Annotated in this window: 15 protein-coding genes and 1 pseudogene; 1 reads left to right on the top strand and 15 read right to left on the bottom strand. The window is 62.5% G+C overall.

Annotation, left to right across the window (positions count from 1 at the left end; genetic code table 11):
* Positions 1–3 precede the first annotated feature (3 nt).
* Complete coding sequence (locus AD659_RS27385) at positions 4–888, top strand: serine/threonine-protein kinase (protein ID WP_053126640.1); 885 nt, start codon at positions 4–6, stop codon at positions 886–888.
* A 333-nt stretch (positions 889–1,221) separates the two neighbouring features.
* On the opposite strand, the pseudogene AD659_RS30615 reads toward AD659_RS27385, so the two are convergent.
* The 15 genes and pseudogenes from AD659_RS30615 to tssC form a co-directional block, all read right to left on the bottom strand.
* A pseudogene (locus tag AD659_RS30615) lies at positions 1,222–1,308 on the bottom strand (DUF6124 family protein); the annotation flags it as partial.
* Positions 1,309–1,345: 37 nt separating this feature from the next.
* A complete protein-coding gene (locus AD659_RS27380) occupies positions 1,346–2,011 on the bottom strand; it encodes a hypothetical protein (RefSeq protein ID WP_053126638.1) in 666 nt (221 codons plus the stop codon).
* On the bottom strand, positions 2,008–6,339 hold the full coding sequence (locus AD659_RS27375) for an RHS repeat-associated core domain-containing protein (RefSeq protein WP_053126636.1): 4,332 nt from the start codon (positions 6,337–6,339) through the stop codon (positions 2,008–2,010). The genes AD659_RS27380 and AD659_RS27375 overlap by 4 nt, the downstream gene beginning before the upstream one ends.
* Before the next feature lie 72 nt (positions 6,340–6,411).
* On the bottom strand, positions 6,412–6,690 hold the full coding sequence (locus AD659_RS27370; RefSeq protein WP_053126634.1) for an antitoxin Xre/MbcA/ParS toxin-binding domain-containing protein: 279 nt from the start codon (positions 6,688–6,690) through the stop codon (positions 6,412–6,414).
* 1 nt (position 6,691) lies between these two features.
* Positions 6,692–11,143 carry an RHS repeat-associated core domain-containing protein gene (locus tag AD659_RS27365; RefSeq protein ID WP_053126632.1) on the bottom strand — a complete coding sequence of 1,484 codons (4,452 nt, stop codon included), beginning with the start codon at positions 11,141–11,143 and terminating at the stop codon, positions 6,692–6,694.
* A 12-nt stretch (positions 11,144–11,155) separates the two neighbouring features.
* Entirely contained in the window at positions 11,156–11,590 is a 435-nt protein-coding gene (locus AD659_RS27360; protein ID WP_053126629.1) for a DcrB-related protein, read from the bottom strand.
* 18 nt (positions 11,591–11,608) lie between these two features.
* A complete protein-coding gene (locus tag AD659_RS27355) occupies positions 11,609–13,540 on the bottom strand; it encodes a type VI secretion system Vgr family protein (protein WP_053126627.1) in 1,932 nt (643 codons plus the stop codon).
* A gap of 173 nt (positions 13,541–13,713) precedes the next feature.
* Positions 13,714–16,392, bottom strand: coding sequence for a type VI secretion system ATPase TssH (tssH, locus tag AD659_RS27350; RefSeq protein ID WP_053126626.1), 2,679 nt, complete (start codon positions 16,390–16,392; stop codon positions 13,714–13,716).
* Positions 16,385–17,437, bottom strand: a complete 1,053-nt coding sequence (gene tssG, locus AD659_RS27345; protein WP_053126623.1) for a type VI secretion system baseplate subunit TssG — start codon at positions 17,435–17,437, stop codon at positions 16,385–16,387. Before tssG ends, tssH begins: the two co-directional genes overlap by 8 nt.
* Entirely contained in the window at positions 17,401–19,260 is a 1,860-nt protein-coding gene (tssF, locus tag AD659_RS27340; protein ID WP_053126622.1) for a type VI secretion system baseplate subunit TssF, read from the bottom strand. The genes tssG and tssF overlap by 37 nt, the downstream gene beginning before the upstream one ends.
* Positions 19,257–19,769 (bottom strand): type VI secretion system baseplate subunit TssE, encoded by a 513-nt coding sequence (gene tssE, locus AD659_RS27335; protein ID WP_039593609.1) that lies wholly within the window; start codon positions 19,767–19,769, stop codon positions 19,257–19,259. Before tssE ends, tssF begins: the two co-directional genes overlap by 4 nt.
* Positions 19,763–20,212, bottom strand: a complete 450-nt coding sequence (locus AD659_RS27330; RefSeq protein WP_053126620.1) for a hypothetical protein — start codon at positions 20,210–20,212, stop codon at positions 19,763–19,765. Before AD659_RS27330 ends, tssE begins: the two co-directional genes overlap by 7 nt.
* Positions 20,209–20,664: a type VI secretion system amidase effector protein Tae4 gene (locus tag AD659_RS27325; protein WP_053126618.1), complete on the bottom strand. Its 456-nt coding sequence runs from the start codon at positions 20,662–20,664 to the stop codon at positions 20,209–20,211. Before AD659_RS27325 ends, AD659_RS27330 begins: the two co-directional genes overlap by 4 nt.
* An 81-nt stretch (positions 20,665–20,745) precedes the next feature.
* Positions 20,746–21,234 (bottom strand): Hcp family type VI secretion system effector, encoded by a 489-nt coding sequence (locus AD659_RS27320; protein WP_018611756.1) that lies wholly within the window; start codon positions 21,232–21,234, stop codon positions 20,746–20,748.
* A gap of 219 nt (positions 21,235–21,453) precedes the next feature.
* Complete coding sequence (gene tssC / locus AD659_RS27315) at positions 21,454–22,950, bottom strand: type VI secretion system contractile sheath large subunit (protein WP_053126615.1); 1,497 nt, start codon at positions 22,948–22,950, stop codon at positions 21,454–21,456.
* Position 22,951 lies beyond the last annotated feature (1 nt).

Here is a 22,951-nt window from a genome sequence, read left to right as displayed (position 1 = left end):
GCGGTGCCCGCTGTGACAACCGGTCAGCGTTGCCTCAGCGAAGCACCGGACTTACTTGCAGGACGCTATCGCCTCGAACGCTTGCTGGGGGCGGGCGGCATGGGTGTGGTTTACCGCGCGCGGGATCTGTTGCACGAACAGTACGCCGATCCCGATCCTTACCTTGCCGTGAAGATGCTCAGTGAGGCATTCGATGAGTCGGCGGATGCGAGTGCGCTGCTTTACAGCGAGTTCGCCCTGATGCGGCGATTGCACCACCCGAATATCTTGCGTCCTTACACCTTCGAAGTGGATGCCGCCCAAGGGCGGGCCTTCATCACCATGGAGCTGATGCGCGGCCTGACCCTGGACCAACTCCTGTGCGAACGACCCCTGGGGTTGCCTTGGCCCGAACTGAAGGCGATCGCCGTGCCGCTGCTCGATGCCCTGGCGTACGCCCACAGTCGTGGCGTACTGCACGGCGACATGAAGCCGAGCAACATCATGTTGAGCGAGGAGGGCCTGCGTCTGTTTGATTTCGGCTTGGGCCTGGCCGAGGAAGGGCCCACGCAGCACCTGCCGAACCTGAACCGTGAACGCCTCAACGCCTGGACCCCTGGGTACGCGGCGCCTGAACTGCTTGAAGGTGGGCCCCTGTCAGCGAATGCCGATGTCTATGGGGTGGCTTGCGTGCTGTATGAACTGGCGAGCGGCAAGCACCCGTTTCGGCGCTTACCCGCCACCCAGGCTCGCGATGCCCGGTTGGAACGCGGGCTCAAGGCACCGCGCAACCTGCCCAGGCGTTGCTGGCCGGCGCTGCGAATGGGGTTGGCGTTTGAGCCGAGGCAGCGTCGTATTAGTGCGGCTCAGTTACGTGATGCCTTGGGTGATGTTTCGCCTTGGTGGTGATATCCCCTGTGGGGGCGAGCTTGCTCGCGATAGCGGTCCGTCTGATCCGGTGAGGTTGGATGTGCCGCCGTCATCGCGAGCAAGCTCGCTCCCACAGAGGGACGGGCAAGAATGCTGTGAACGAGCTTGCTCGCTGCTCGCGGAGGCGGCAGCACATACATACCAGGCTTCAAGGTGTATGCAGACCGTGGCCAGCGATTGCTCCCGCTAGGTGGCGCGGCCGTCGTAGACCGGGGGGTGCGGTCTGCCTGGAAGAATGCGCCGGCCTTTTTGGGGCGGCTTCGCCGCCCAGCGGGAGCAAGCTCCCTCGCCACGGGGTTGGTGGTGGTGCGGTTAGCGCGGGTCGGCGTTATCCAGCACTTGGTTCGTCAGCAATGAACTCATCTCGATCAGTTGCTGAATGCCAAGGGCGATGCAGCGCTCGTCGGCCAACGGCACGTCGCTCCTTGGATAGCTGTCAAAGCTTGTCCAGGCTAGAAACCGTGGTGGTGTAGAAGGCCACGCCCGACTTGTCGATGACTTTTATCCTGCCGCCTTCTTCCTTGAGGTCTTTGAGGTACGGACCGAACGCTATTTCGTCGGGCGCGGTTCGCAGAATTTCTTTGTCGAGTACCGGTGTGTCTTTCCTCAAGACCTTAAGGTTCATGAGGAAGCAGTCGATGGTTAACTGGCACTCGAGGGCGCAGACATAATCCGTCCCTTTTATTTTTTTCTGCTTGAAGGTCCACTCGTTTTTATAGTGGTTGCGGCGGAACTCATCCATTGCGTTTTTCAGCAGATCAAGGGGCAAGGCCATGTGTGGGCGGCATTTTTCCAGGCCTTCCAGCAACCTTTGTATAAAGAACTCATTGAGCTCGTTGACCGATGTGCATTTTTTATACTGTTCGGTATCCAGGCTGACATTGACGATGAGCGCGCCGCTGGAGTTTACATAGGGTTCATCGACGGCTTGGCGGGTGCCGACAAAGCAGATTTTCTTGAAGTTCGGCGTTTCGAATTTTTCTGCACTCAGGTGGCGCTCAAGAAAATTGCAAATCGATCGGCTTTGGTCGCGAAACGGATGAATAATTTGGTCGCTGAATTCGCCCAGGTCGGGGTATAGGTAAATTTCTTTTAAGATCATGGTCTTGAATGCCTCGCTGGGTCTAGTTCCTGCCTGCGTCGATTCGCGTTTCTTCGCTCCCAATGCTCGATTTTCCAACGAGCACCTGGGCCGGCCGGCACCTTTTTGATGACTCTGGATTCGTAACGTCCCGTGTTACCCGGTTCGTTGTTCCATTTCCTCACCTGGGTCTCGGCGCGAACGGATTTTCCGTTTGTTTTTATCTTGCCGCCACTCACGCCGGTTTTGGCGACTTTACCCGTTCGCGTGTCCACGATCTCGTAACCATGTTGCGGTTTGCGACTGGTTTTCGAGTTGCCGTGGCAGGACCAGCCCCAGGGGTCTATCCAGCCGAGCGGGTTGGGGGCGTATTGATAGAGGTTGATTCCGCCCAGCAGTTCGATGGGATCGGGTGTCGTGAACCGCCCGATATCCGGGTCGTAAAAGCGGAACGTGTTGTAGTGCAGGCCTGTCTCTCGGTCCAGGTACTGGCCTTGGAAGCGCAGGTTCTGTTCTTCGATGTAGTGAGGCTCACGTATTTCCTCAAAAGTGTTGCCCCACACGCGGTAGCGCGCTTGCCAGACGATGTCGCCCTTGGCGTCCGAGAGCTGCTCAGGCAACCCGTTCTGATCATTGTGGTAGAAGTGAATATTCTGTTGAGCACCGATGCCATCCACTCGGGCGATGGGCTCGTGGCTGTCCGTGTCGTAGAGGTAAACGCTGCACTGGCTGTTTTTTTGTTCTTGAAGCAGCCGCAAACCGTCCCAGATGAAGCGTGTTTCACCCAGTGGATAACCACGACTGTCATGTTCGGTTTTTGCCGTCCGACGACCCAGTGGGTCATAGGTCATTCGGACGACCGTATCTTGGGAGCCGCTGCGGTTATGCACCTCGATCAAACGGTGTTCGGCATCGTAGACAAAGCGTTGTACCCGATGGCCGCCGCTGCGTTTTTCGATCATCCGGCCAAAGGCGTCGTAACGATAACGCTTGTCTTGGTAGGTCAGTAATTTGTTATGCACCACCAGCCCGGCGCCGGGTTGTGGGCCATCCAGCAAGTTGGCGGCAGCGTCGTAGGCGAAGGTTTCGCTCGGGCCTTGAACGTTGTCTTGGCTGGCGAGAATGCGCCCCGTCGCATCGTAGTGCAGCAGCCGTTGGCGATCACCGCTGGGCGTCTGGTCGAAGCGACTGATCAGATTGTCAGTAGGATCGTAGTTGAATTGTTTCCGCGCCACAGGCGGCAACAGTGTCGACTGGTCCGCATGACGTTGCAGGCGCGAACGCACACGTCCGCCCCGGTCATATTCACTACGGGTGATGAGTCGTCCCTGAGTGCGAAGGACTTCACGGTGCAATCGATCGCGCTCGAAATCACTGATCAGTTGCCCGTCGATGTTGAGTTGGTGCAGATGGCCGCTGCCGTAATACAACCGATTGAGTCGACGGCCATCAGGTAACTGCGTTTGTATCAGGCTGCCCAGCTCATCGTAATGATGCCGCAGGCAGCCAGCCGAACTTTGCTCTTCCAGCAGTTGGCCGATGGCGTCGTAGGCAAAGTTCAGGTTTTGTTGGTTGCCCTGATTGTCTGTAAAGGTGACGGCAATGAGTTGGTCCACTGCATCGTAGGTGTACTCGGTTCGGCCATCTGCCGTCATTTTGCCAATCAGCCGCCCGGCCGCATCCCGCTCAAGGTGATGAACGATGGGCTCTATGGGAGTGCTGGATACCAGCGCCATACCATTGCCAAAAGGGGCAGGGAAATGGGCCTCGCGAATGGCGTTATTCAGCCCGTCGTAGGCATAACGTCGGGCGCTGCCATCCAGGTCCTGTTGCTCGATCATCCTGTCGCCGGCGTCCCAGGCGAATCGATAGCTCTCCCCGTTTTCGTTGGTCAGCGCCTGGAGGCGTCCATAGGCGTCGTAGCTGAATTGAACCGCCCTACCATGGGCGTCGATGCGCTGGCGAACTTGTCCGCGACCATCGTGCTGATAGACGGTGGTGTGACCGGCCGGATCAATGTAGCCAGTGAGTTGTCCGCTGGCGTCGCGCAAGTATTGCTCGACGCGGCCATCGGGCAACTGATAACGCAGCAGGCGACCGCGGGCGTCATGTTCATAGACAGTGCGCTCGCCCAGAGCATCCGTGATGACCTGCAGATAACCGCGATGGTCATAGCTGAATTTTGTCGAGTATCCGGAGCAGTCAATATGTTCAGCCAGCCGCCCCATAGTGTTCCAGCGCAAGGTGTTGCTTTTGCCGGTGGGGTCGACAATTTCTATGATTTGCCCATGAGCGTTGTAGCGATATCGGGTGACGAGGCCCAGAGGGTCTGTTTCGCGGATGCAATTGCCGCGGCGATTGTATTCGTATCGCCAGTTGTTGCCGGCGGCGTCGGTTTCTACCAACGGTAATGACCAATGATCGAGCCATAAAACGGACTCAATGCGCCCGAGCGGATCACTGGACTGGCTGAGATTGCCAGCCTCGTCATAGCCATAGGTGTAGCGCCCGCCTTGCGGATCGGTAGCACTGAGCAACTGGCGCTCATCGTTCCATTCGAACAGCCAGGTCTGGCCGAGGTTGTCGCTGAACCGGGTGATCTGGTGCTGGCTGTTCCAGTGCCGAATGCTGACCCGTTGCAGGCTGTCGCTGATGCGGGTGATGCCAGCCTTTAGGTCATAGTCGAACTGGTAGGCGTCGCCTTCGTCGGTCCAGTGCCGGACCACGCGCCATTCCTGATCGTCGATCAGGGCCCATTCGTAGAAGCAGTGCAGGCCGGTGGGCAACTGGTGCTCGACCATTTGTTGCCCAGCGTCGTAGCGGAAGCGCCGTTGCACCTGGCCGGTGGCGTCGCGCACTTCGGCGAGTGTGTTGGCCGCGTCGTAGGCGTAGCTGACCAGCACTTCCCGCGATTGGTCGGGGTAGAGGCGTTCGATGTGGGTGACGCGTTCGCCTGCGCGGATCAGCTCGACCTGCACCAGGTCGAAGGTGTCGCGCAGCCGTGCCAGGCGTCCGGCGTCGTCGTAGTCGAGGTGGATGCGGTTGTCGTTGCGGTCGCCCAATTGGCTCAGGCGCAGGTGTGATGGGTTGGCTGGCGAAGGTTCGAACAAACGGTACAGGCCGTCTTCGCTTTCGATCAGCAACTGCCCGTTCACATGGCGGCGCACGGCCAGGCCTTCGCCAGCGCTGAACACCGCGCCGCCCAAGGGGATGGAGCCCATGTCGATGGGCCGGCCCTGTTCGTCGGTGTAGACCAGGGTGTCGCCGCCCTCGGGGTGGGGCAGGATGTCCACTTGGATTTCGTAGGCGACGCTCCAGCCGGCGCCGAACAAACTGTCGCGGCGTTCGTCGCGGCTGTTGTACACGCGCTGCCAATCGATGGGCAGGATGCCGGGCAGGACGAAATCCAGGTCTTCGTCACCGCCCAGTACTTTGGCCCCGGTGGCGGCGTGCACCGGGTTCGACGAACCCATGGCGGCGTTGGCGGCCGCGTTCGCCGCGCTGCTGGCGGCCATGGACACCGCGCCGCCCACCAGCATGCACGGCAGTTTGCTGAAGAATTTGCCCTTGCCGCCCTTGAGCATCAGCAACGCGGTGACCGCCAGGCCCACGCCCGGAGTCTTGCCGCTGCGGATCTCGCGCACCACCACCGAACCGCCGCCAATGGTCACGTTGGGCGAAATCAGCCCGGCCGACACCACCGTCGCATCGCAGGTGCTGCGGTCGCCGCTGCGCACGGCGGGCTGGCCGTTGATGGTGACCTTGTCCGAACCTTCGGCCATGAACTGCGGTGGCATCGGTGGATGCTTCATGCACACGATCATATCCAGCGGCTTGGGCACGGCGCCGGGGGCGGGTGTTGCGACGGTGGGGCGCCACATCTGCGAGAAGAAATTTCCGGCCATGTCCAGGTAGCTGGGATCTTCTTCGGGCTCGGGGGCTTCCAGCTCGGTGCCGGCCGGGGCGACATGGGATTGAATCGCCCCGGCGGCGCGGGCTGCGGGGATGTTGTTGGTCAGGGTGTTGGTGGAGCCGGTGAGGATGTTGGCCTGCACCGTGGGCGGAAAGAGGGCGTTGCCGATGCCCTCGCATAGATTGCTCAGGCCTTTGTCGGCCCCGGTCTTGCTCATGGCCAGGCCGACGATGGTGCCCACCACCAGGCCAAGGACGAAGCAGCCCAGGCCGCCGGTGACCACGGTGATGCCCGTGGCGGCGACCACGGCGGCGGTCGCCACGGCGGTGATCGCGATGTTCGCCGCCACCTCCAAAACGCCGCCGAGGATGTCGGCCATCATCGAGGTGTGGTTGAGTGCATCGCCCAGGCGGGCGGCCCAGAGGGCGTCAGACATGCCGGATACTCAGGCAAACGGCTGCGTGCTTACGTGATGCGATGCCTTCCATGGGCCATTTTTCCTGGTCGGTTACGGCATGCTCATCAAGGCCATTCTCAGGCGCTTGATCAGTTTTGGGGTGTCGAGGCAATCGGCCGGGCGTTTGTTGCCCAGGGCGGGCACGGTCTGTTCCAGCCACCACAGGCCTTCCTTGAGCCCTCTTTTGCCGTAGAGCACCACGGCCATGTCGAGGTGGTCGTTCATGGCCTTGGCCAGCGTACGGGCGTTGTCGTCGAGGTAGTCCTCTTCGTACAACCGCACGAACGTCTGCCAATCGGCGTCACCGACGTATTCGTCTTCCAGTCCCATGTCAAAAACCTGCAAAGGAAATCAAGTTGCTGCCGGTCGGGTTTCGCGCCGACGGCGCCAGGATCCCATCATAGCCATTAGCCTTGGCCCAGGCGCCGATTTGATGGGTCTGGGTGTATTTGTCGCCGGTGATGCTCTTGAGGGAAACCCCCAGTTGCTTGCGCACATCGGCCCGGGTCAAGTCCAGGACGTTGTTGAGCTGCACTTTCTTGCTCACCAGCACCCGTGTGGAGAGGTCCACCCCCCAGTGATTGACTTCGCCCATGGCGGTCTTGCGTGAGTTGGCGCCATAGACACCGCCCAGCCCCGGGGCGGTGTAGCGGTGCCGGGAGGCCACGTTCCACTTGTGCGCGGTCCACGTGGTGCTGATCCGTCCTGGCTCTTCAAAGCGATAGACCGTCCGGTTGACCTTGCGGCCTTTGGGCGGCGTCGAGCATTTCATCAGCCCTGACGGGTCGACCCAACTGACCGGGTTTGGCGCGTACTGGTAGAGATTCAGCCCTCCCGCCAGGCCGATGGGGTCCGGTGTGGTGAAGCGGCCGATGTCCGGGTCGTAGAAGCGCAGGGTGTTGTAGTGCAGCCCGGTTTCGCGGTCCAGGTATTGGCCCTGGAAACGCAGGTTCTGCTCTTCGATGTAATAGGGTTCGCGCAACTCTTCGGCCGTGCTGCCCCACACCTGGTGACGGGAGCGCCAGAGGGTGTGGCCATCGGCTTCCGAGAGCTGCTCGGGCTGGCCATTGAAGTCGTTGTGGTAATAACGGATCTTCTGCTGCTCGCCCAGGCCGTCGACGCGCGCCAGCGGTTCGTGGCTGTCGTCGACGTAGAGGTAGAGGCTGGTCTGGCTGTCGCGGTGTTCCTGCAACAGTTGCAGCGCATCCCAGGTGAAACGGGTGCGGCCGAGCAAGGTGCCGTGGCGGTCGTATTCGGCTTTCTCGATGCGTCGACCCAGCGGGTCGTAGGTCATTTTTACGACCGAACCATTATCGTTGTGAACCTCCGCCAGGCGTTGTTCGGCGTCGTAGCGAAAACGTTGGACGCCACGCCGGGCACTGCGCTTTTCCACCATGCGGCCGAACCCGTCGTAGCGGTAGCGCTTGTCCTGGTAGGTCAGCAGGCGGTTGTGCGCGACCCGCCCGGCGCCGGCCGAGAGCTCGTCGAGCAGATTGGCGGCGGGGTCATAGGCAAAGCCTTCACGCTGGCCCTGGAGGTTGTCCTGGCTGGCGAGGATGCGGCCGGTGGCGTCGTAGTGCAGCAGTTGGCGATGGGCGGCATTGGGCTGGCTGTCGAAGCGTTCCACCAACTGGTCGCTGGCGTCATAGCCAAACAGCGATTGCGCCGCGGGGGGTAGCAAGGTGGATTGGTCTTGCTGCCGACGCTGGCGGGCACGCAGCCGGCCGCTGCGGTCGTATTCGCTGCGGGTGCTCAGGCGCCCTTGGGTACGCAGCACTTCGCGGTGCAGACGGTCGCGTTCGAAATCGCTGATGACTTGGCCATCGAGGTTGATCTGGTGCAGATGGCCGCTGCCGTAGTGCAGGCGGTTCAGCCAACGGCCATCGGGCAGCAGCGTCTGGGCCAGGTTGCCCAGTTCGTCGTAGCGATGTTCGAGGCACCCGGCCCAACCCTGCTCGGTAATCAGCTGCCCCAAGGGGTCGTAAGCGAACGCCACGGTTTGCGTTTCGCCGCCCTGGCCGGTGAAGGTGATGGCGATGACTTGGTCGAGCGCGTCATAGCGGTACTCGGTACGCCCGTCTTCGGTGACTTTTGCCACCAACCGTCCCACTGCATCGCGTTGCAGCTCATGAATGATCGGCGCTTGGGGTGCGAGCGCAAGGTCAGTGCTGCCGGGCACCGCAAGGGCCTCTACGCGGGTGACGTTGTCCAGCGGGTCGTAGGCGTAGCGCTTGAGGCTGCCGTCCAGGCTGTGCTGGGCGGTCAAGCGGTCGGCGGCGTCCCAGGCAAATCGGTAGCGCTCGCCATTTTCGTTGGTCAGCGCCAATAGGCGCCCATAGTTGTCGTAGCTCAGTTCTACCCGACGGCCATGGGCGTCGGTGCGCACCTGCAGTTGACCGCTTGGGGTGTGCTGGAAATGCGTCGTGTGCCCGGCGGGGTCGCTATAGCCGATCAACTGTCCGCTGGCATCGCGCTGGTAGTGCTCGGTGCGCCCGTCCGGCAGTTGTTTGCCAAGCAACCGGCCTTGATCGTCGTAGCTGAACAGCGTCCGCTCCCCCAGCGCATCGGTGCTGCTGAGCAACAGCCCGCGCTCGCAGTAGCTCAAGCGTGTGGTGTAACCGGAGCAGTCGGTGTGTTCGCTGAGTTGACCCAGGGGCGTCCAGCGCAATGTCTTGCGTTTGCCGGTGGCGTCAATGACTTCCACAACTTGGCCGTGGGCGTCGTGGCGGTAGCGGGTGACGTGACCCAGCGGGTCGGTTTCGCGAATGCGATTGCCTCGTGAGTCGTAGCGGTACTGCCAGGTGTTGCCCGCGGCATCGGTTTCAGCCAGGGGCAGGGCCCAGTGCTCAAGCCACAGTGTCGATTCGCTGCGCCCCAGCGGGTCGCGGATTTCGCAGAGGTTGCCGGCTTCGTCATAGCTGAACTGATGCTGCCCGCCGTTGGGGTCGGTTGCCCCCAGTAGCTGGCTTTCGTCGTTCCACTGGAAGGTCCAGGTGCGGCCCAGGGCGTCGGTGGCTTCGGTGATCTGGTAGCGGGCATCCCAGCGTCGGGTGCTGATGCGATTCAAACCGTCGGTGATGCGCGTGGTGCCGGCCACCAGGTCGTAGTCGAAGGTGTAGGTGTCGCCGGCATCGGTCCAGTGACGAACGACCCGCCATTCCAGGTCTTCCACCAACGCCCATTCATAGAAACAGCGAAGCCCGGTGGGCAGTTGGTGTTCCACCATTCGCCGCCCGGCATCGTAGGCATAACGACGTTTCACCTGGCCGTTGGACTGGCGGACCTGGGCCAGGGTGCCCTGGTCGTCGTAGCCGTAGTGCATCAGCACTTCGCGGCGTTGATCGGCATAGAGGCGCTCGATCCGGCTGACCCGTTGCGGCCAGCGCTCGTCATACGCCAGCGCGATGCGGGTCAGGTCGAAGGTGTCGCGCAGTTGCGCCAGGCGTCCGCTGTCGTCGTAGTCCAGGTAGATGCGATTGTCGTTGCGATCACCCAATTGGTTCAGGCGCAGCCGCGATGCATGCGCGGGCGTGGGTTCGAACAGCCGGTACAAGCCGTCGGCGCTCTCGATCAGCAGTTCGCCGTTGGCATGGCGCCGCACACTGAGGCCTTCGCCGGCACTGAACACGGCGCCGCCCAGGGGAATCGAGCCCATGTCGATGCGCCGGCCCTGTTCATCGGTGTAGACCAGCGTTTCGCCGCCCTCGGGGTGAGGCAGGATTTCGATGCGCACCTCATAGGGCACGCTCCAACCGGCCCCGAACAGCCCGTCATGGCGTTCGTCGCGGCTGTTATAGAAGCGCTGCCAGTCAATCGGCAGGATGCCGGGCAGGACGAAGTCCATCTCCTCGATATCGCCCAGGACCTTGGCCCCGGTGGCGGCATGCACCGGGTTCGACGAGCCCATGGCGGCATTGGCCGCGGCGCCCATCGCGCTGCTGACGGCCATCGATGCCGCGCCGCCCACCAGCATGCACGGCAGGTTACTGAGGAATTTGCCTTTGCCGCCCTTGAGCATCAGCAAGGCGGTGACGGCCAAGCCCACGCCTGGGGTCTTGCCGCTGCGGATCTCGCGCACCACCACCGAACCGCCGCCAATGGTCACGTCAGGGGAAATCAACCCGGCCGACACCACCGTCGCATCGCAGGTGCTGCGGTCACCGCTGCGCACGGCGGGCTGGCCGTTGATGGTGACCTTGTCCGAGCCTTCGGCCAGGAACTGCGGTGGCATCGGCGGATGCTTCATGCACACGATCATGTCCAGCGGCTTGGGCACGGCACCGGGCGCGGGCGTGGCGACGGTGGGGCGCCACATCTGCGAGAAGAAGTTCTCGGCCATGTCCAGGTAACTGGGTTCGGCTTCTGGCTCGGGTGCCTCAAGCTCGGTGCCGGCCGGGGCGACATGGGATTGAATCGCCCCAGCGGCGCGGGCGGCAGGGATGTTGTTGGTCAGGGTGTTGGTGGAGCCGGTGAGGATGTTGGCCTGCACCGTGGGCGGGAAAAGGGCGTTGCCGATGCCCTCGCAGATATCGCTCAAGCCCTTGTCGGCCCCGGTCTTGCTCATGGCAAGGCCGACGACGGCGCCCACCACGGCACCGAGCAGGAAACAACCCAACCCGCCCGTGGCAACGGTGATGCCTGTCGCGGCCACCACGGCAGCCGTCGCCACGGCGGTGATCGCAATGTTCGCGGCCACTTCCAGGACGCCGCCGAGGATATCGGCCATCATCGAGGTGTGGTTCAGTGCGTCGCCCAGTCGGGCGGCCCAGAGTGCGTCAGACATGCACGGTGCTCATCAAGCCGGAACGTCGAACAACAGCGAGCCTTTGATCATCGCCCAATGCGCCGCTTCGGCATCGCCCAGTTTCTCGGCTTTCACGTAACTCAGGGCAAGCATCTTGCGGGTGCCGGGCAGTACCAGTGCGAGTTGATATTGGAAAACCTTTTCATTGCCCTTGTTGAACTGGCTGCGCAGCTCGATGGCTTCGACTTCCTGGTTGGCGCCCACGCGCAGGGTGGCGCCTGGTTGGCAGCGCAAGTCCTGGACCTGTTTTTCCAGGCGCTTGAGTTGGTCGTCGAGGTTGCTTTGCAGGGTCTCGCCTTCGGCCAGCAAGCTGCGGCTGACGATCAAGGAGGTGCCCAGTTCAGGGAACTTGAGGATGTTGATCGTCGCGTCCAGCAACTCGCTTGGCGGCAGCTGCAACTGGAATTCATTGAGGCGGTAAGTCATGGCGCATAAATCTCGAAGTTAGCCCTTGGGGAACGCGGCGCTGATGTTGGCGTCGATACTGCCCTTGACGCCCTGGCCGTCCGGCGTGGCACCGGGGCCGCCACCGTTGTTCAGGTGCAGCACGCCGCCGGTGTTGAATTCGGCATCGCCGCTGGCGTAGAAGCTGATCTGCACGCCAGTCAGGTTGATCTGGCCGCTGGCGTTGAGCTCCAGGATGCTTTCACCGCATACCAGGCGCAGGTTCTCGCCCACTTCGATGACGTAGCTCTGGCTGATGCTGTCGGTCTTGCGCTGGCCCACCGAGAGGATGTCCTCCTGCTTGACGATGCGCAGGCGGTTGTTGCCGATGGTCACCGTTTCGTTGTGGCCGATGCTTTTGTTGCGGTCGTGGCCCACCGAATGGCTCTCGTCCACCTCGACCACGATGTCCTGGTTGCGCTCGGCATGGATGTACAGCTGCTCGGCGCCTTTCTTGTCTTCCATGCGGATTTCGTTGAAGTTCGCCGGCGTGCCGCCCTTGCTCGAACGGCTTTTCATGCCGCTCTGGGTCGCGTTCTCCGGCAGGTCGTAAGGCACGGTCTGTTCGGCGTTGTAGACGCGACCGGTGATGATCGGCCTATCGGGGTCACCTTCAAGGAAGCTGACGATCACTTCCTGGCCGATGCGTGGGATCTGCATCGAGCCCCAATTCTTGCCGGCCCAGGATTGCGAAACACGAATCCAGCACGAGCTGTTTTCATTGGACTGGTCGTGGCGGTCCCAATAGAAATGCACCTTCACCCGGCCGAACTGATCGGTCCAGATTTCCTCGCCTTTGGGGCCCACCACTAACGCGGTCTGCGGACCTTTGACGATGGGGCGGTGGGTGATCGCCAACGGGCGATAACTCTGCTGGGCGTCGATGCAGGTCAGGCTGCTTTCGAACTGCGCGGTCGGCGCCCCGCCACCGGTTTCGCCACTTTCCTGGGAAAGGTAGTAGCGAGCACCGACGATCAGGTATTCGCGGTTCTGGTCCTGGCGGCTGAAACCGGTGAGGCTGAACAGATGCCCCGAACCCAGGCCCCGGGCGTTGCCCGACAACTCGACCTGCTCGTGCAGGGTCTGCAAGGCCTCGATGCGGGTGCGGGCGTAGTGTTCGCCATCGGCGCTTTGCACGTAGGTGCCGGGGTAGTCGTAGAGCGGATAGTCGCCGGCGGTGTGCGGACGCGGCATGGCCGAACGCACGTCGATGCGCGCGCTGGGCCGCTGGAAATCGTAGTCGTTAAGTTCCAATGAGCCGGGCTGGACTTCCTGGGCCAGGTGCCAATCATGAATATGATCGCGCTCGCGCTGTTGCTCGTTCTTCGGGTAGTAGGGCACCGAAGCGTAGCCGGGCGCGGGGGTGTGGGCGCCATAGGCATCGGCCAACACCAACACATGACGGCCCTGCTCATGGCGGAAGAAGTAATAGATGCCTTCCTGCTCCATCAAGCGGCTGACGAAGTCGAAGCTCGTCTCGCGGTACTGCACGCAGTATTCCCACTCGCGATAAGGGCGGCTCAAGGTGTCTTCGAAGTCGGAAAAGCCCAGGTCGCGGAATACCTGCTTGATGATCTGCGGGATGGTCAGGTTCTGGAAAATCCGGCAATCGGAGGTACGGGTCAGCAACCACAGCCATGGCCGCAAGGTGGCCTGGTAGCTGGCGAACTGGCCCTGGTCGACGTTCTGGCTGCAACGGGCAACGATGCCATGGAAGTAGCGCTCGCCACCGCCATCGAGTTGCAGGCTCACGCACATGGGTTTGCCAAGCAATTGGTTGAGGTCGATGGCGTTGTCCAGCGAGTGCAACTGCAACTCATAGTTGAACAGCCGCCCCAGCTCTTCGCCACCGCCCATGTCCTTGAGCAGCAACACCTCGGGTCCCAGGGGGCTGGTGATCTTGGCCAGGCGTGAGGCTTGGTTGAATAGCATCGAATGTCCCGTGCAAATGGTAGTAACTAAAGGAACCGAATACCCACTGTGGGAGCGAGCCTGCTCGCGATGGCGGTGTGTCAGTCAACATTGACGTTGAATGCAACTCCGCTATCGCGAGCAGGCTCGCTCCCACAGGGTATCTTCCACAGGCGTGGCGGTGTTCCTTCGGGTCAGGCCGCGTCGCTGAAATCGTACTTCAGTTCGTTGTCCACGGCACTGATCCGCACGCCGGCCAGGGCCTTGCCTTCGAGCATGCGGGTCAGGAACTCGCGGCTCATGTCCGGCAGCAGGCTGTTGGTCAGGATGGTGTCGATCATGCGCCCGCCGCTTTCGGTTTCGGTGCAACGCGAGACGATCAGGTCGATCACCGCGTCGTCGTAGTCGAAGGCCACTTTGTGGGTGCTCTCCACGCGCTTCTTGATGCGGTTGAGTTGCAGGCGGGTGATGGCCTTGAGCATCTCGTCGCTGAGCGGGTAGTACGGAATCGTCACCAGGCGGCCGAGCAGGGCCGGCGGGAAAATTTCCAGCAGCGGTTGGCGCAAGGCCTTGGCGATCTCTTCCGGCTCGGGCACGTTCTGCGGGTCTTTGCAGACCTGGGCGATCAGCTCGGTGCCGGCGTTGGTGGTCAGCAGGATCAAGGTATTCTTGAAGTCGATCACCCGGCCTTCGCCGTCCTCCATCACGCCCTTGTCGAACACCTGGAAGAAGATCTCATGCACGTCCGGGTGGGCTTTTTCCACCTCGTCCAGCAGCACCACGCTGTACGGTTTGCGCCGCACGGCTTCGGTCAGAACACCGCCTTCGCCATAGCCGATGTAGCCCGGTGGCGCGCCCTTGAGGGTGGACACGGTGTGGGCTTCCTGGAACTCGCTCATGTTGATGGTGATGACGTTCTGCTCGCCGCCGTACATGGCTTCGGCCAGGGCCAGGGCGGTTTCGGTCTTGCCCACGCCGGAGGTGCCGGCGAGCATGAACACACCAATCGGCTTGCTCGGGTTGTCGAGGCCGGCGCGGGAGGTCTGGATGCGCTTGGCGATCATCTGCAAGGCGTGGTCCTGGCCGATGATGCGTTTTTTCAGGTGCTGGTCGAGGTTGAGCACGGTTTCCAGTTCGTTGCGGGCCATGCGGCCCACCGGGATACCGGTCCAGTCGGCGACCACCGAGGCCACGGCCTGGTAATCCACGGTCGGCAGGATCAACGGGGTTTCACCTTGCAGGGCGGTCAGGCGCTGTTGCAGGTCCACCAGTTTTTCGCGCAATTCGTGGCTGGTTTCGCTGCCGTCCTCGCTGTCCACCACGCCGACGCGTTCGCGCAGGGTAGCGCGGGTTTCCAGCAATTCGTCCACCAGGGTTTTCTCTTCGGCCCAGCGGCTTTCCAGTTCGGCCAAACGCTCACGCTCGGCGCTCAGCAGGCTTTCGCTGTGGGTCTGGCGAGTGCCGATGACCACGCCAATCGCGTGTTCACGGGCGATGATTTGCAGCTCGGTTTCCAGCGCTTCGATACGCCGACGGCTGTCGTCCACTTCAGCCGGCACGGCGTGCAGGCTGATGGCGACGCGGGCGCAGGCGGTGTCCAGCAGGCTCACGGATTTGTCCGGCAACTGGCGCGCGGGAATGTAGCGGTGGGACAGCTTGACCGAGGCTTCCAGGGCTTCGTCGAGGATCTGCACCTGGTGGTGTTTTTCCATGGTCGAGGCCACGCCGCGCATCATCAGCAAGGCCTTGTCTTCCGACGGCTCGGCCACTTGCACCACTTGGAAGCGGCGGGTCAGGGCTGGGTCTTTTTCGATGTGCTTCTTGTACTCGGCCCAGGTCGTGGCGGCCACGGTGCGCAAGGTGCCGCGGGCCAGCGCCGGCTTGAGCAGGTTGGCCGCGTCGCCCGTGCCGGCGGCGCCACCGGCACCCACCAGGGTGTGGGCTTCGTCGATGAACAGGATGATTGGCTTGGGCGAGGCCTGGACGTCTTCGATGACCTGGCGCAGGCGCTGTTCGAACTCGCCTTTCATGCTTGCGCCGGCTTGCAACAGGCCCACGTCGAGGCTGCGCAGTTCCACGTCCTTGAGAGACGGCGGCACGTCGCCGGCGACGATGCGCAGGGCGAAGCCTTCGACCACGGCGGTCTTGCCCACGCCGGCTTCACCGGTGAGGATCGGGTTGTTCTGCCGCCGGCGCATGAGGATGTCCACCAGTTGGCGGATCTCTTCGTCACGGCCGACGATCGGGTCGAGCTTGCCGCTGCGGGCCTGCTCGGTGAGATCGACGGTAAAGCGCTTGAGGGCCTCCTGCTTGCCCATGGCGGCCGGGGCCATGGCGCCGCTGGCTTCGCCCGGCACGGCGCCGGCATTGAAGCCGTCGCTGGCGGTCAGGGCGTTTTCCGGCGAGTCGCCGACGTATTCGTCAAACCGCTCGCTCAGGGCTTCGACCTTGACCTTGTCGAATTCCGACGACAGGCCCAGCAGCGCGTGGCGTAGGCTCGGCGTCTTGAGGATACCCAGCACCAGGTAACCGGTGCGAACCTGGCTTTCGCCGAACATCAGGCTGCCGTAGACCCAGCCGCGTTCCACGGCTTCTTCGACGTGGGAGGACAAGTCGGTGATCGAGGTGGATCCCCGTGGCAAACGATCCAGCGCCTCGGTCAGATCGCGAGCCAGGCGTGCTGGTTCGATGTTGAACTGGCGAATGATGCGATGCAGGTCCGAGTCCTGCAGTTGCAGCAACTGGTGAAACCAGTGGGCCAGTTCCACATAGGGGTTACCGCGCAATTTGCAGAACACGGTGGCGGCTTCGATGGCTTTGTAGGCCACGCTGTTGAGTTTGCCGAACAACGCGGCGCGACTGATTTCACCCATGCTCATGGCTCCTTGAGGTCTGTGAGGTGTTGGCCTGTTCGGCGTAATGCCGGGCCAGTATTAAATCGTTGGCATCTGTTTCAGGGCGGCCCAGCCAGGTGTTGAAGCCCAGGCGGAAACGACCGTTGAGTTGTAGCGCGGGCACTTCGGGCTGTTCCAGGACCAGGTTCAGGTCCCAGTCCAGCTCGTGGCCCAGGTATTCGGCGACCCAGGCCACCAGCTCGTTGAACGGTTGGCTGCCGGGCAGCATGCCCATGTAGTCGACGAGCTTGAGCGGGCCCAGGCGAATGCGGAATTTGTGCTGGCGATCCCACACGAAGCGGCCCAGGCAGAAATCCACGCCCAGTTGGTGCGCGCTGACTCCGAGGCGGCTGCGTTCCGGCAGTTCCAGCCATTGGCCGACGTATTCTTCGATCTCCACCGGCAGGCCGAAATATTCGCTGAGAATCGCTTTCAAACCGTCCGGGTAGCGGGTTTGTGCCGAGAGGTGGCCGCTGTAGTGCAGCTTCGCCGTGTCGGGGATCAGCCCCTGGTTGAGCAGGCTCGGCATGCCCCGGCCGCTGAGTGCCGCCAGGCGCGCCGACCAATAGTCATCGTCGGGGCGGTCATGGCTGACGGTCGGCCGCGCTTCGGCCCAGGCCCGGTAGAACAGGCTGAGCAGGCGATGGTGGAACACATCGAGGAAGCGCTTGCTGGTGCTGTCGGCATTGTTGCGCTGGCGTTCGCGCACGTACTCGGTGATGTGCAACGGCATCGGGCCGTTGGGGCCGCCGAGGCCGAAGAAGAACTGCTCCAGGCGCGCCGGCGTACCGTCGCCGCCCGGTTGCACCGAGGCCAAGGTGGCCGGGGCGAAGGTGCAGTCGGCCTGTTGCCCGAGGCGCAGCGGGTCATCGGCCAGGCGCAGGGAATGGCCCAGGCGCGGCAGCTCGGGGGATTCGCACTCGATGCGCCGCAACGCCTGGAAAAAGTCGTATTCCCAGGGTTCCTGGTGCATCGCTTCCAGGGTACTCACAGGGTCGGACGACGTCCGGGCTTGGCTTTCCATCGCATGATCTCGCCGCGTTCGGTGGTACGGATCACCGTCTCGGTAAAACTGTTGATCGACACGTAGCGTGCCAGGAAGCGCTCGAACACCGCGCCGAGCAGGAACACCCCGGTGCCGCGAAACGCGTTTTCATCGAATTCCAGGGTGATCTCCAGGCCACGACCAAACACGATCGGGCCGGGCATCGGCAAGCGTCGGGTGCAGGCCTTGCTGCTGACCTCGCGCAGGCCTTCGATCTGCAATTGCAACGCCGCGTCGTTGCTGTCGCCGTACAGGCGCAGCAGTTCGCGCAGGGCCGCGGCGCCTTGGCCTTGTTCGCTCAACGACAAGTAGTTCAGCGACAACTGGCTGATCAGCCGCCAGGCCTTGGCGTCGTGGGCATGGCTGGCCCGTGGCCGACTGGGACCTGCCACGCAGCGCACGGCGCCCACCGGCGCACTGTCGGCCAGGGTGAAATCGGTCTTGCCGTTGCCCACGCTCATGAACAGCGGCAGGTCACGGTTGGTGCACAGCGCGGTCACGCCGAGTTGGCGCAAGTCGTGGCGGTAGGGCGCTTGCTGGCTGTCCACCAGGCTGACGAACGTTTCGCTGCCGATGTAGGTCGAGCGCGGGCCGTTGCGCCGTTGATCGCTGGACAGCACCCGCGGTTCGCGCCGTACCGTGTAGTAGGCCTGGTCGCGGCCATAACGGGATGGATCGCGCACCGCATAGAACGGCAGGAATGGTTGCTCCGGCCCGGTGCCGTGGCCGGTGAGGCCGTTGAGCGAATGCACTTCGAAATCCATCGGCCGGGTCCGGTCGGCGATCACATGGTGTTCGTTGACCCGCTCCGACAAGTGAATGCGGTCCAGGCGCTTGGGAAACAGGTTGATGGCCGGGGTGCAGAACGGCAGGAACTGCGAAGCACCGACGCTGCCTTCCAGGCTCGGATCGTGACGGTCGAACAGCACGATCAGCTCCAGCTCCTGGCCGTCGCAGCGCTTGACCGCACGGCCCAACTGGGTGAAGTCGACAAACAGGAAGCGGTGGGGCAGGGCGAAGTATTCCTGCAACAGGCGATAGCCCTGGAAGGCCCGCGACACCAGGGGCAGGGCGGCGTCGGCATCGTCGAAGCCGCGCGAGCGCAACGCATCCTGGGGCAACCGCTCCACCCAGTCGCCGCCGGGCTTGCGGGCGAACACCGCGCAGGCATTGCCCAGCAGTTGTTCGTAGAGGCGGAAAGGCTGTTCGTCGGCGCCGCTCAAGTACAGCGGCAGGTTGTCCAGGGCCAGGCTGTTGAACGGCAGCTCGGCGCCGGTGCGCAGTGTGATGCGCAGCCCGGCCTTGGCCTTGGGTTCGCTGGCGGCCAGGCGCCCGAGCACGGCGGACGGGTTGCCGAAGTATTCGGCCTGGCTGACCTGCAACGGCCACAACGTCACCGCGTGGGCGGTGCGGTACTCGCAGCAGGTCTGGGTTTCGCGACCCAGGGCGGCGCGCAGGACGGTATCGCGGGGCAGCGGGAAACCACTGCTCAGCGAGCCTTCGTCCGGGTCGGCCTGCATCTGCACCACGGTCATCGACGGCGTCGGCGCCAAGTAATGCGGGTAGGCGATTTCCAGCAGGTTGTGGGTGAAGGTCGGGTACTCGGCATCGAGCTTGAGCTGCACCCGGGCCGTCAGGTAGGCGAAGCCTTCGAGCAGGCGCTCGACATACGGGTCGGCGCAGTCCATGCCGGACAACGTCAGCCGACTGGCGATCTTGGGGTATTCCTTGGCGAACTCCGCCGCGCTTTCGCGCACGTGGTGCAGTTCCTGGTTGTACAGCTCCAACAGGCGCGGGTTCATGGGCGTCTCCGCTGGTCGGCGTTGACCACGCGCACATGGCCGGTTTCCAGGTCCAGGTCGGTCTGCAGCATCAGGCGCAGCGGCACGGGCTGGGCCCAGAGGTCGCCTTCGATCTCGAAACTCAAGGCGTTGTGGTTCATCTCGGCCGTCGCCCGGGCGCGCACCCGTAGGGTGTGGCGCAGGATGCGCGGTTCGAAGGTGGCGATGGCCTGGTGGATCAAGGTTTCCAGGGCCGAGACATCGACGTTCGACGCGCTGTTGCCGGCCAGCGCCGGCAGCCCGAAATTCACCACCGAGGTGCCCGCCGGGGTGTGCAGCGTCGCATCGGCGTCGAGCAATGACGTGGTGTTGAGCAGCCACGCCAGGTCACGCAGCACCGAGGCTTTCAATTGGGTCAGGGAGAGCACGCGCTTGTCGGCGCTTTCCTTGGGGTTGGTCGGATCGTCGTCGGTCAACCGGTCCAGCAGGGACGGTTGCAGGCGATCGCGGGTGGCGATTTCGGTTACCAAGTGAAAAGGCCCGTGTAATTCTTCTGGTCACCTGTGCCGCGCATGCAACTGGCGTTGCGCGCGATAACCGAGGGCTCGAGCTGCCCATTGATCTGGCGCACGGCGCGGTATTCGGAGCGACATTCCTGATTGTTATGGGGGCCAGCAGATATATGGACAACGATGACAATAGGCACCTTGCCGAAGGTCTCGACGTGGGGTTTGCCCTGTCGATCGACCGTGAACTGGCAAGGCCAAGCCAAGTCGAGTGGCATCAGGGTCTGGTCGGGCTTGCGCAGCGCGCAGCGCGCCTGGTCGTTCTCCAGCCTCAACGTTTGCCCGCCCATCGAGACGACCTGCTCCACCGCTACGGAGGCCGTTGTCGGTGGGGATTGCTGCTGGGCACAGGCGGTCAGGCTGGTCAACAGGCAGCCCACCCATATCGCGCAGTGAGTCTTGATCATACGAGCTCCCAGAACCAGATCGCTCGGGATCGATAGGCCGGATCGTCGTACCCGAGGGTTAGGCCACGGTTCCAGAGGTCGATATGATCGCCGGTGCGACCTTCCGAGGCCTCTCCCACTTGCTGGAAACAATCCTTGAAGAAAATCAGGCCAGTCTTGTCTTGTAGCTTGCGTCGGTCCGCGGCAGTTCCGCCGAGGATCAACGGGCGACCCAGATGATGTTTCCACAGCCAATTTGCCAATGACTCGGCCCCTCGTGCATGCCCATGGGCGCACTTGGGTTCGGTGTAGGTGGACTTGTTGACTTTGACGGTCAGCTCGGTATTGAGCGTGATGCTCATGCGAATCGCGCATTGGTTTGCCCAAGGACCGTCGCAAGGTTTCGCGTCGGGATAGGTCACCAGCAAATCGGAATAGGCTTTCCACAAATTGATAAACGAAGGCTTGGCCATGGCTCAGACACCGGAAGGGAAAGGATTGGTTGCGAGCAAGCACCAAACACCCCCGGCGTGTGGCACCGGGGGCGTGTTTGATTACACCTTGATGTTCTGACGGATGTTCCAGCCGAACTTGACCGGACCACCTTCCTTGGTGCCGTCGGCTTTCTGTGGCTGGTAATCCACCAGCACCTTGGCGAAGTTCAGGGTGACGTTTTCAGTCAGGCGATCATCGCCGCCCGAGCCGCCGGTGCTCAGGGACGTGACCAGCACTTCTTCCAGGTTGATGATCATGTACTCGACCTGGCTTTCACCGCCGGCCTTGCGCACGGTCAGCTTGACCTTGTCGATGTGCTTGCCGCTGGCGCAGTGCATCATCAGGTTCGGCGACGCCTTGTCGACGTACTTGGTCAGGGACAGGTCCTGGACGTTGACCTTGCCCGCACCACCGCCGCTGCCCACGTGCATGTTGCCGGACTGGGACATGCCCCAGCTCCAGTTCAGGACATCGATCTCGTCCTTGTGGGCCTTGTCCATGGACTCGCCCTTGATGTCGCCAATCTTGATGAAAATATCAACAGCCATGTTTTCTCCCTGTGTGGTCTCTACCACATTGTTTGGTTGACGCTGACCTTGCGAAATCTGTGAACTCAATGAAGATCTCCTGTGGACCACCCTGTGGCGAGGGAGCTTGCTCCCGCTTGGGTGCGCAGCGCCCACAAGAAGGGGCCGCTACGCGACCCAGCGGGAGCAAGCTCCCTCGCCACAAAGGGCCTCCACAGGAAAGCCCATTTCAACTGTTGTTTACGCGCCCTTGGCCGACGGCAGTTTCGATACCAGGCGCAGCGACACGGTCAGCCCTTCGAGCTGGTAGTGCGGGCGCAGGTAGAACTTGGAGTTGTAGTACCCCGGGTTGCCTTCGACTTCTTCCACGATCACTTCGGCGGCAGCCAATGGATGCTGGGCCTTGGTGGTCTCGGTGGAGTGCGCCGGGTCACCGTCGACGTAGTTGAGGATCCAGTCCTGCAACCAGCGCTGCATCTCGTCCTTCTCTTTGAAGGAACCGATCTTGTCGCGCACGATGCACTTCAGGTAATGGGCGAAACGGCAGGTGGCGAACAGGTACGGCAGGCGCGCGGCCAGGTTGGCGTTGGCGGTGGCGTCCGGGTCGTCGTATTCGGCCGGTTTCTGCAGCGACTGGGCGCCGATGAACGCGGCGAAGTCGGTGTTTTTCTTGTGCAGCAGCGGCATGAAACCGTTCTTCGCCAGTTCCGCTTCACGGCGGTCCGAGATGGCGATTTCGGTCGGGCACTTCATGTCCACGCCACCGTCGTCGGTCGGGAAGGTGTGGGCTGGCAGGTTTTCCACTTCGCCGCCGGATTCCACGCCACGGATGCGCGAGCACCAGCCGAAGTGTTTGAACGAGCGGTTGATGTTCACGGCCATCGCGTAGGCGGCGTTGGCCCAGGTGTACTTGGAGCTGTCGGCGCCGTCGGTGTTTTCTTCGAAGGCGAAGGCTTCCACCGGGTCGGTCTTGGCACCGTACGGCAGGCGCGCCAGGAAGCGCGGCATGGTCAGGCCGATGTAGCGCGAGTCTTCCGACTCACGCAGCGAACGCCAGCCGGCGTATTCCGGTGTGGTGAAGATCTTGGTCAGGTCGCGCGGGTTCGACAGTTCCTGCCACGAGCCCATGCCCATCACGGTTGGCGAGGCCGCAGCGATGAACGGCGAGTGCATGGCCGCGCAGACTTTCGACAGCTCGCCCAGCAGCTCCACGTCCGGTGGCGACTGGTCGAAGTAGTAGTCGCCCACCAGGCAGCCGTAAGGCTCGCCGCCGAACTGGCCGTATTCTTCTTCGTACATCTTCTTGAAGAGCGGGCTCTGGTCCCACGCGGTGCCCTTGAATTTCTTCAGGGTCTTGTGCAGGTCAGGCTTGGAGATGTTGAGCACGCGGATCTTGAGCTGCTCATCGGTCTCGGTGTTGTTGACCAGGTAGTGCAGGCCACGCCAGGCGCTTTCCAGTTGTTGGAAATCCGGGTGGTGGATGACCTGGTTGACCTGGGCGGTGAGCTTGGCGTCGATGGCGGCGATGATCGATTCGATCGACTTGATGGCGTCGTTGGACACCAGGTCGGTCTGCGCCAGGGCTTGCTCGGCCAGAGTGCGCACGGCCGTTTCCACGGCTTCGCGGGCACGCTCGGTCTTGGGTTTGAATTCTTGCAGCAGCAGGGACGCGAACTCGCTGGTTTCTTCGGTTGCGCCCAGGTTCTGCACGCCTTCGCGGGCTGTATTGTCAGTCATG

It is taken from the genome of Pseudomonas thivervalensis, assembly GCF_001269655.1.
Lineage (GTDB): Bacteria > Pseudomonadota > Gammaproteobacteria > Pseudomonadales > Pseudomonadaceae > Aquipseudomonas > Aquipseudomonas thivervalensis.
This window is presented reverse-complemented; position numbering and strand designations above follow the sequence as displayed.

What these genes read in the sequence shown, in the direction of transcription:
- tssC (WP_053126615.1), bottom strand. Translation starts at nt 22,950, where the DNA reads ATGACTGACAATACAGCCCGCGAAGGCGTGCAGAACCTGGGCGCAACC.
- AD659_RS27330 (WP_053126620.1), bottom strand. Translation starts at nt 20,212, where the DNA reads ATGATCAAGACTCACTGCGCGATATGGGTGGGCTGCCTGTTGACCAGC.
- AD659_RS27365 (WP_053126632.1), bottom strand. Translation starts at nt 11,143, where the DNA reads ATGTCTGACGCACTCTGGGCCGCCCGACTGGGCGACGCACTGAACCAC.
- tssF (WP_053126622.1), bottom strand. Translation starts at nt 19,260, where the DNA reads ATGAACCCGCGCCTGTTGGAGCTGTACAACCAGGAACTGCACCACGTG.
- AD659_RS27375 (WP_053126636.1), bottom strand. Translation starts at nt 6,339, where the DNA reads ATGTCTGACGCCCTCTGGGCCGCCCGCCTGGGCGATGCACTCAACCAC.
- AD659_RS27355 (WP_053126627.1), bottom strand. Translation starts at nt 13,540, where the DNA reads ATGCTATTCAACCAAGCCTCACGCCTGGCCAAGATCACCAGCCCCCTG.
- AD659_RS27325 (WP_053126618.1), bottom strand. Translation starts at nt 20,664, where the DNA reads ATGGCCAAGCCTTCGTTTATCAATTTGTGGAAAGCCTATTCCGATTTG.
- tssG (WP_053126623.1), bottom strand. Translation starts at nt 17,437, where the DNA reads ATGGAAAGCCAAGCCCGGACGTCGTCCGACCCTGTGAGTACCCTGGAA.
- AD659_RS27380 (WP_053126638.1), bottom strand. Translation starts at nt 2,011, where the DNA reads ATGATCTTAAAAGAAATTTACCTATACCCCGACCTGGGCGAATTCAGC.
- tssH (WP_053126626.1), bottom strand. Translation starts at nt 16,392, where the DNA reads ATGGGTGAAATCAGTCGCGCCGCGTTGTTCGGCAAACTCAACAGCGTG.
- AD659_RS27370 (WP_053126634.1), bottom strand. Translation starts at nt 6,690, where the DNA reads ATGGGACTGGAAGACGAATACGTCGGTGACGCCGATTGGCAGACGTTC.
- AD659_RS27360 (WP_053126629.1), bottom strand. Translation starts at nt 11,590, where the DNA reads ATGACTTACCGCCTCAATGAATTCCAGTTGCAGCTGCCGCCAAGCGAG.
- AD659_RS27320 (WP_018611756.1), bottom strand. Translation starts at nt 21,234, where the DNA reads ATGGCTGTTGATATTTTCATCAAGATTGGCGACATCAAGGGCGAGTCC.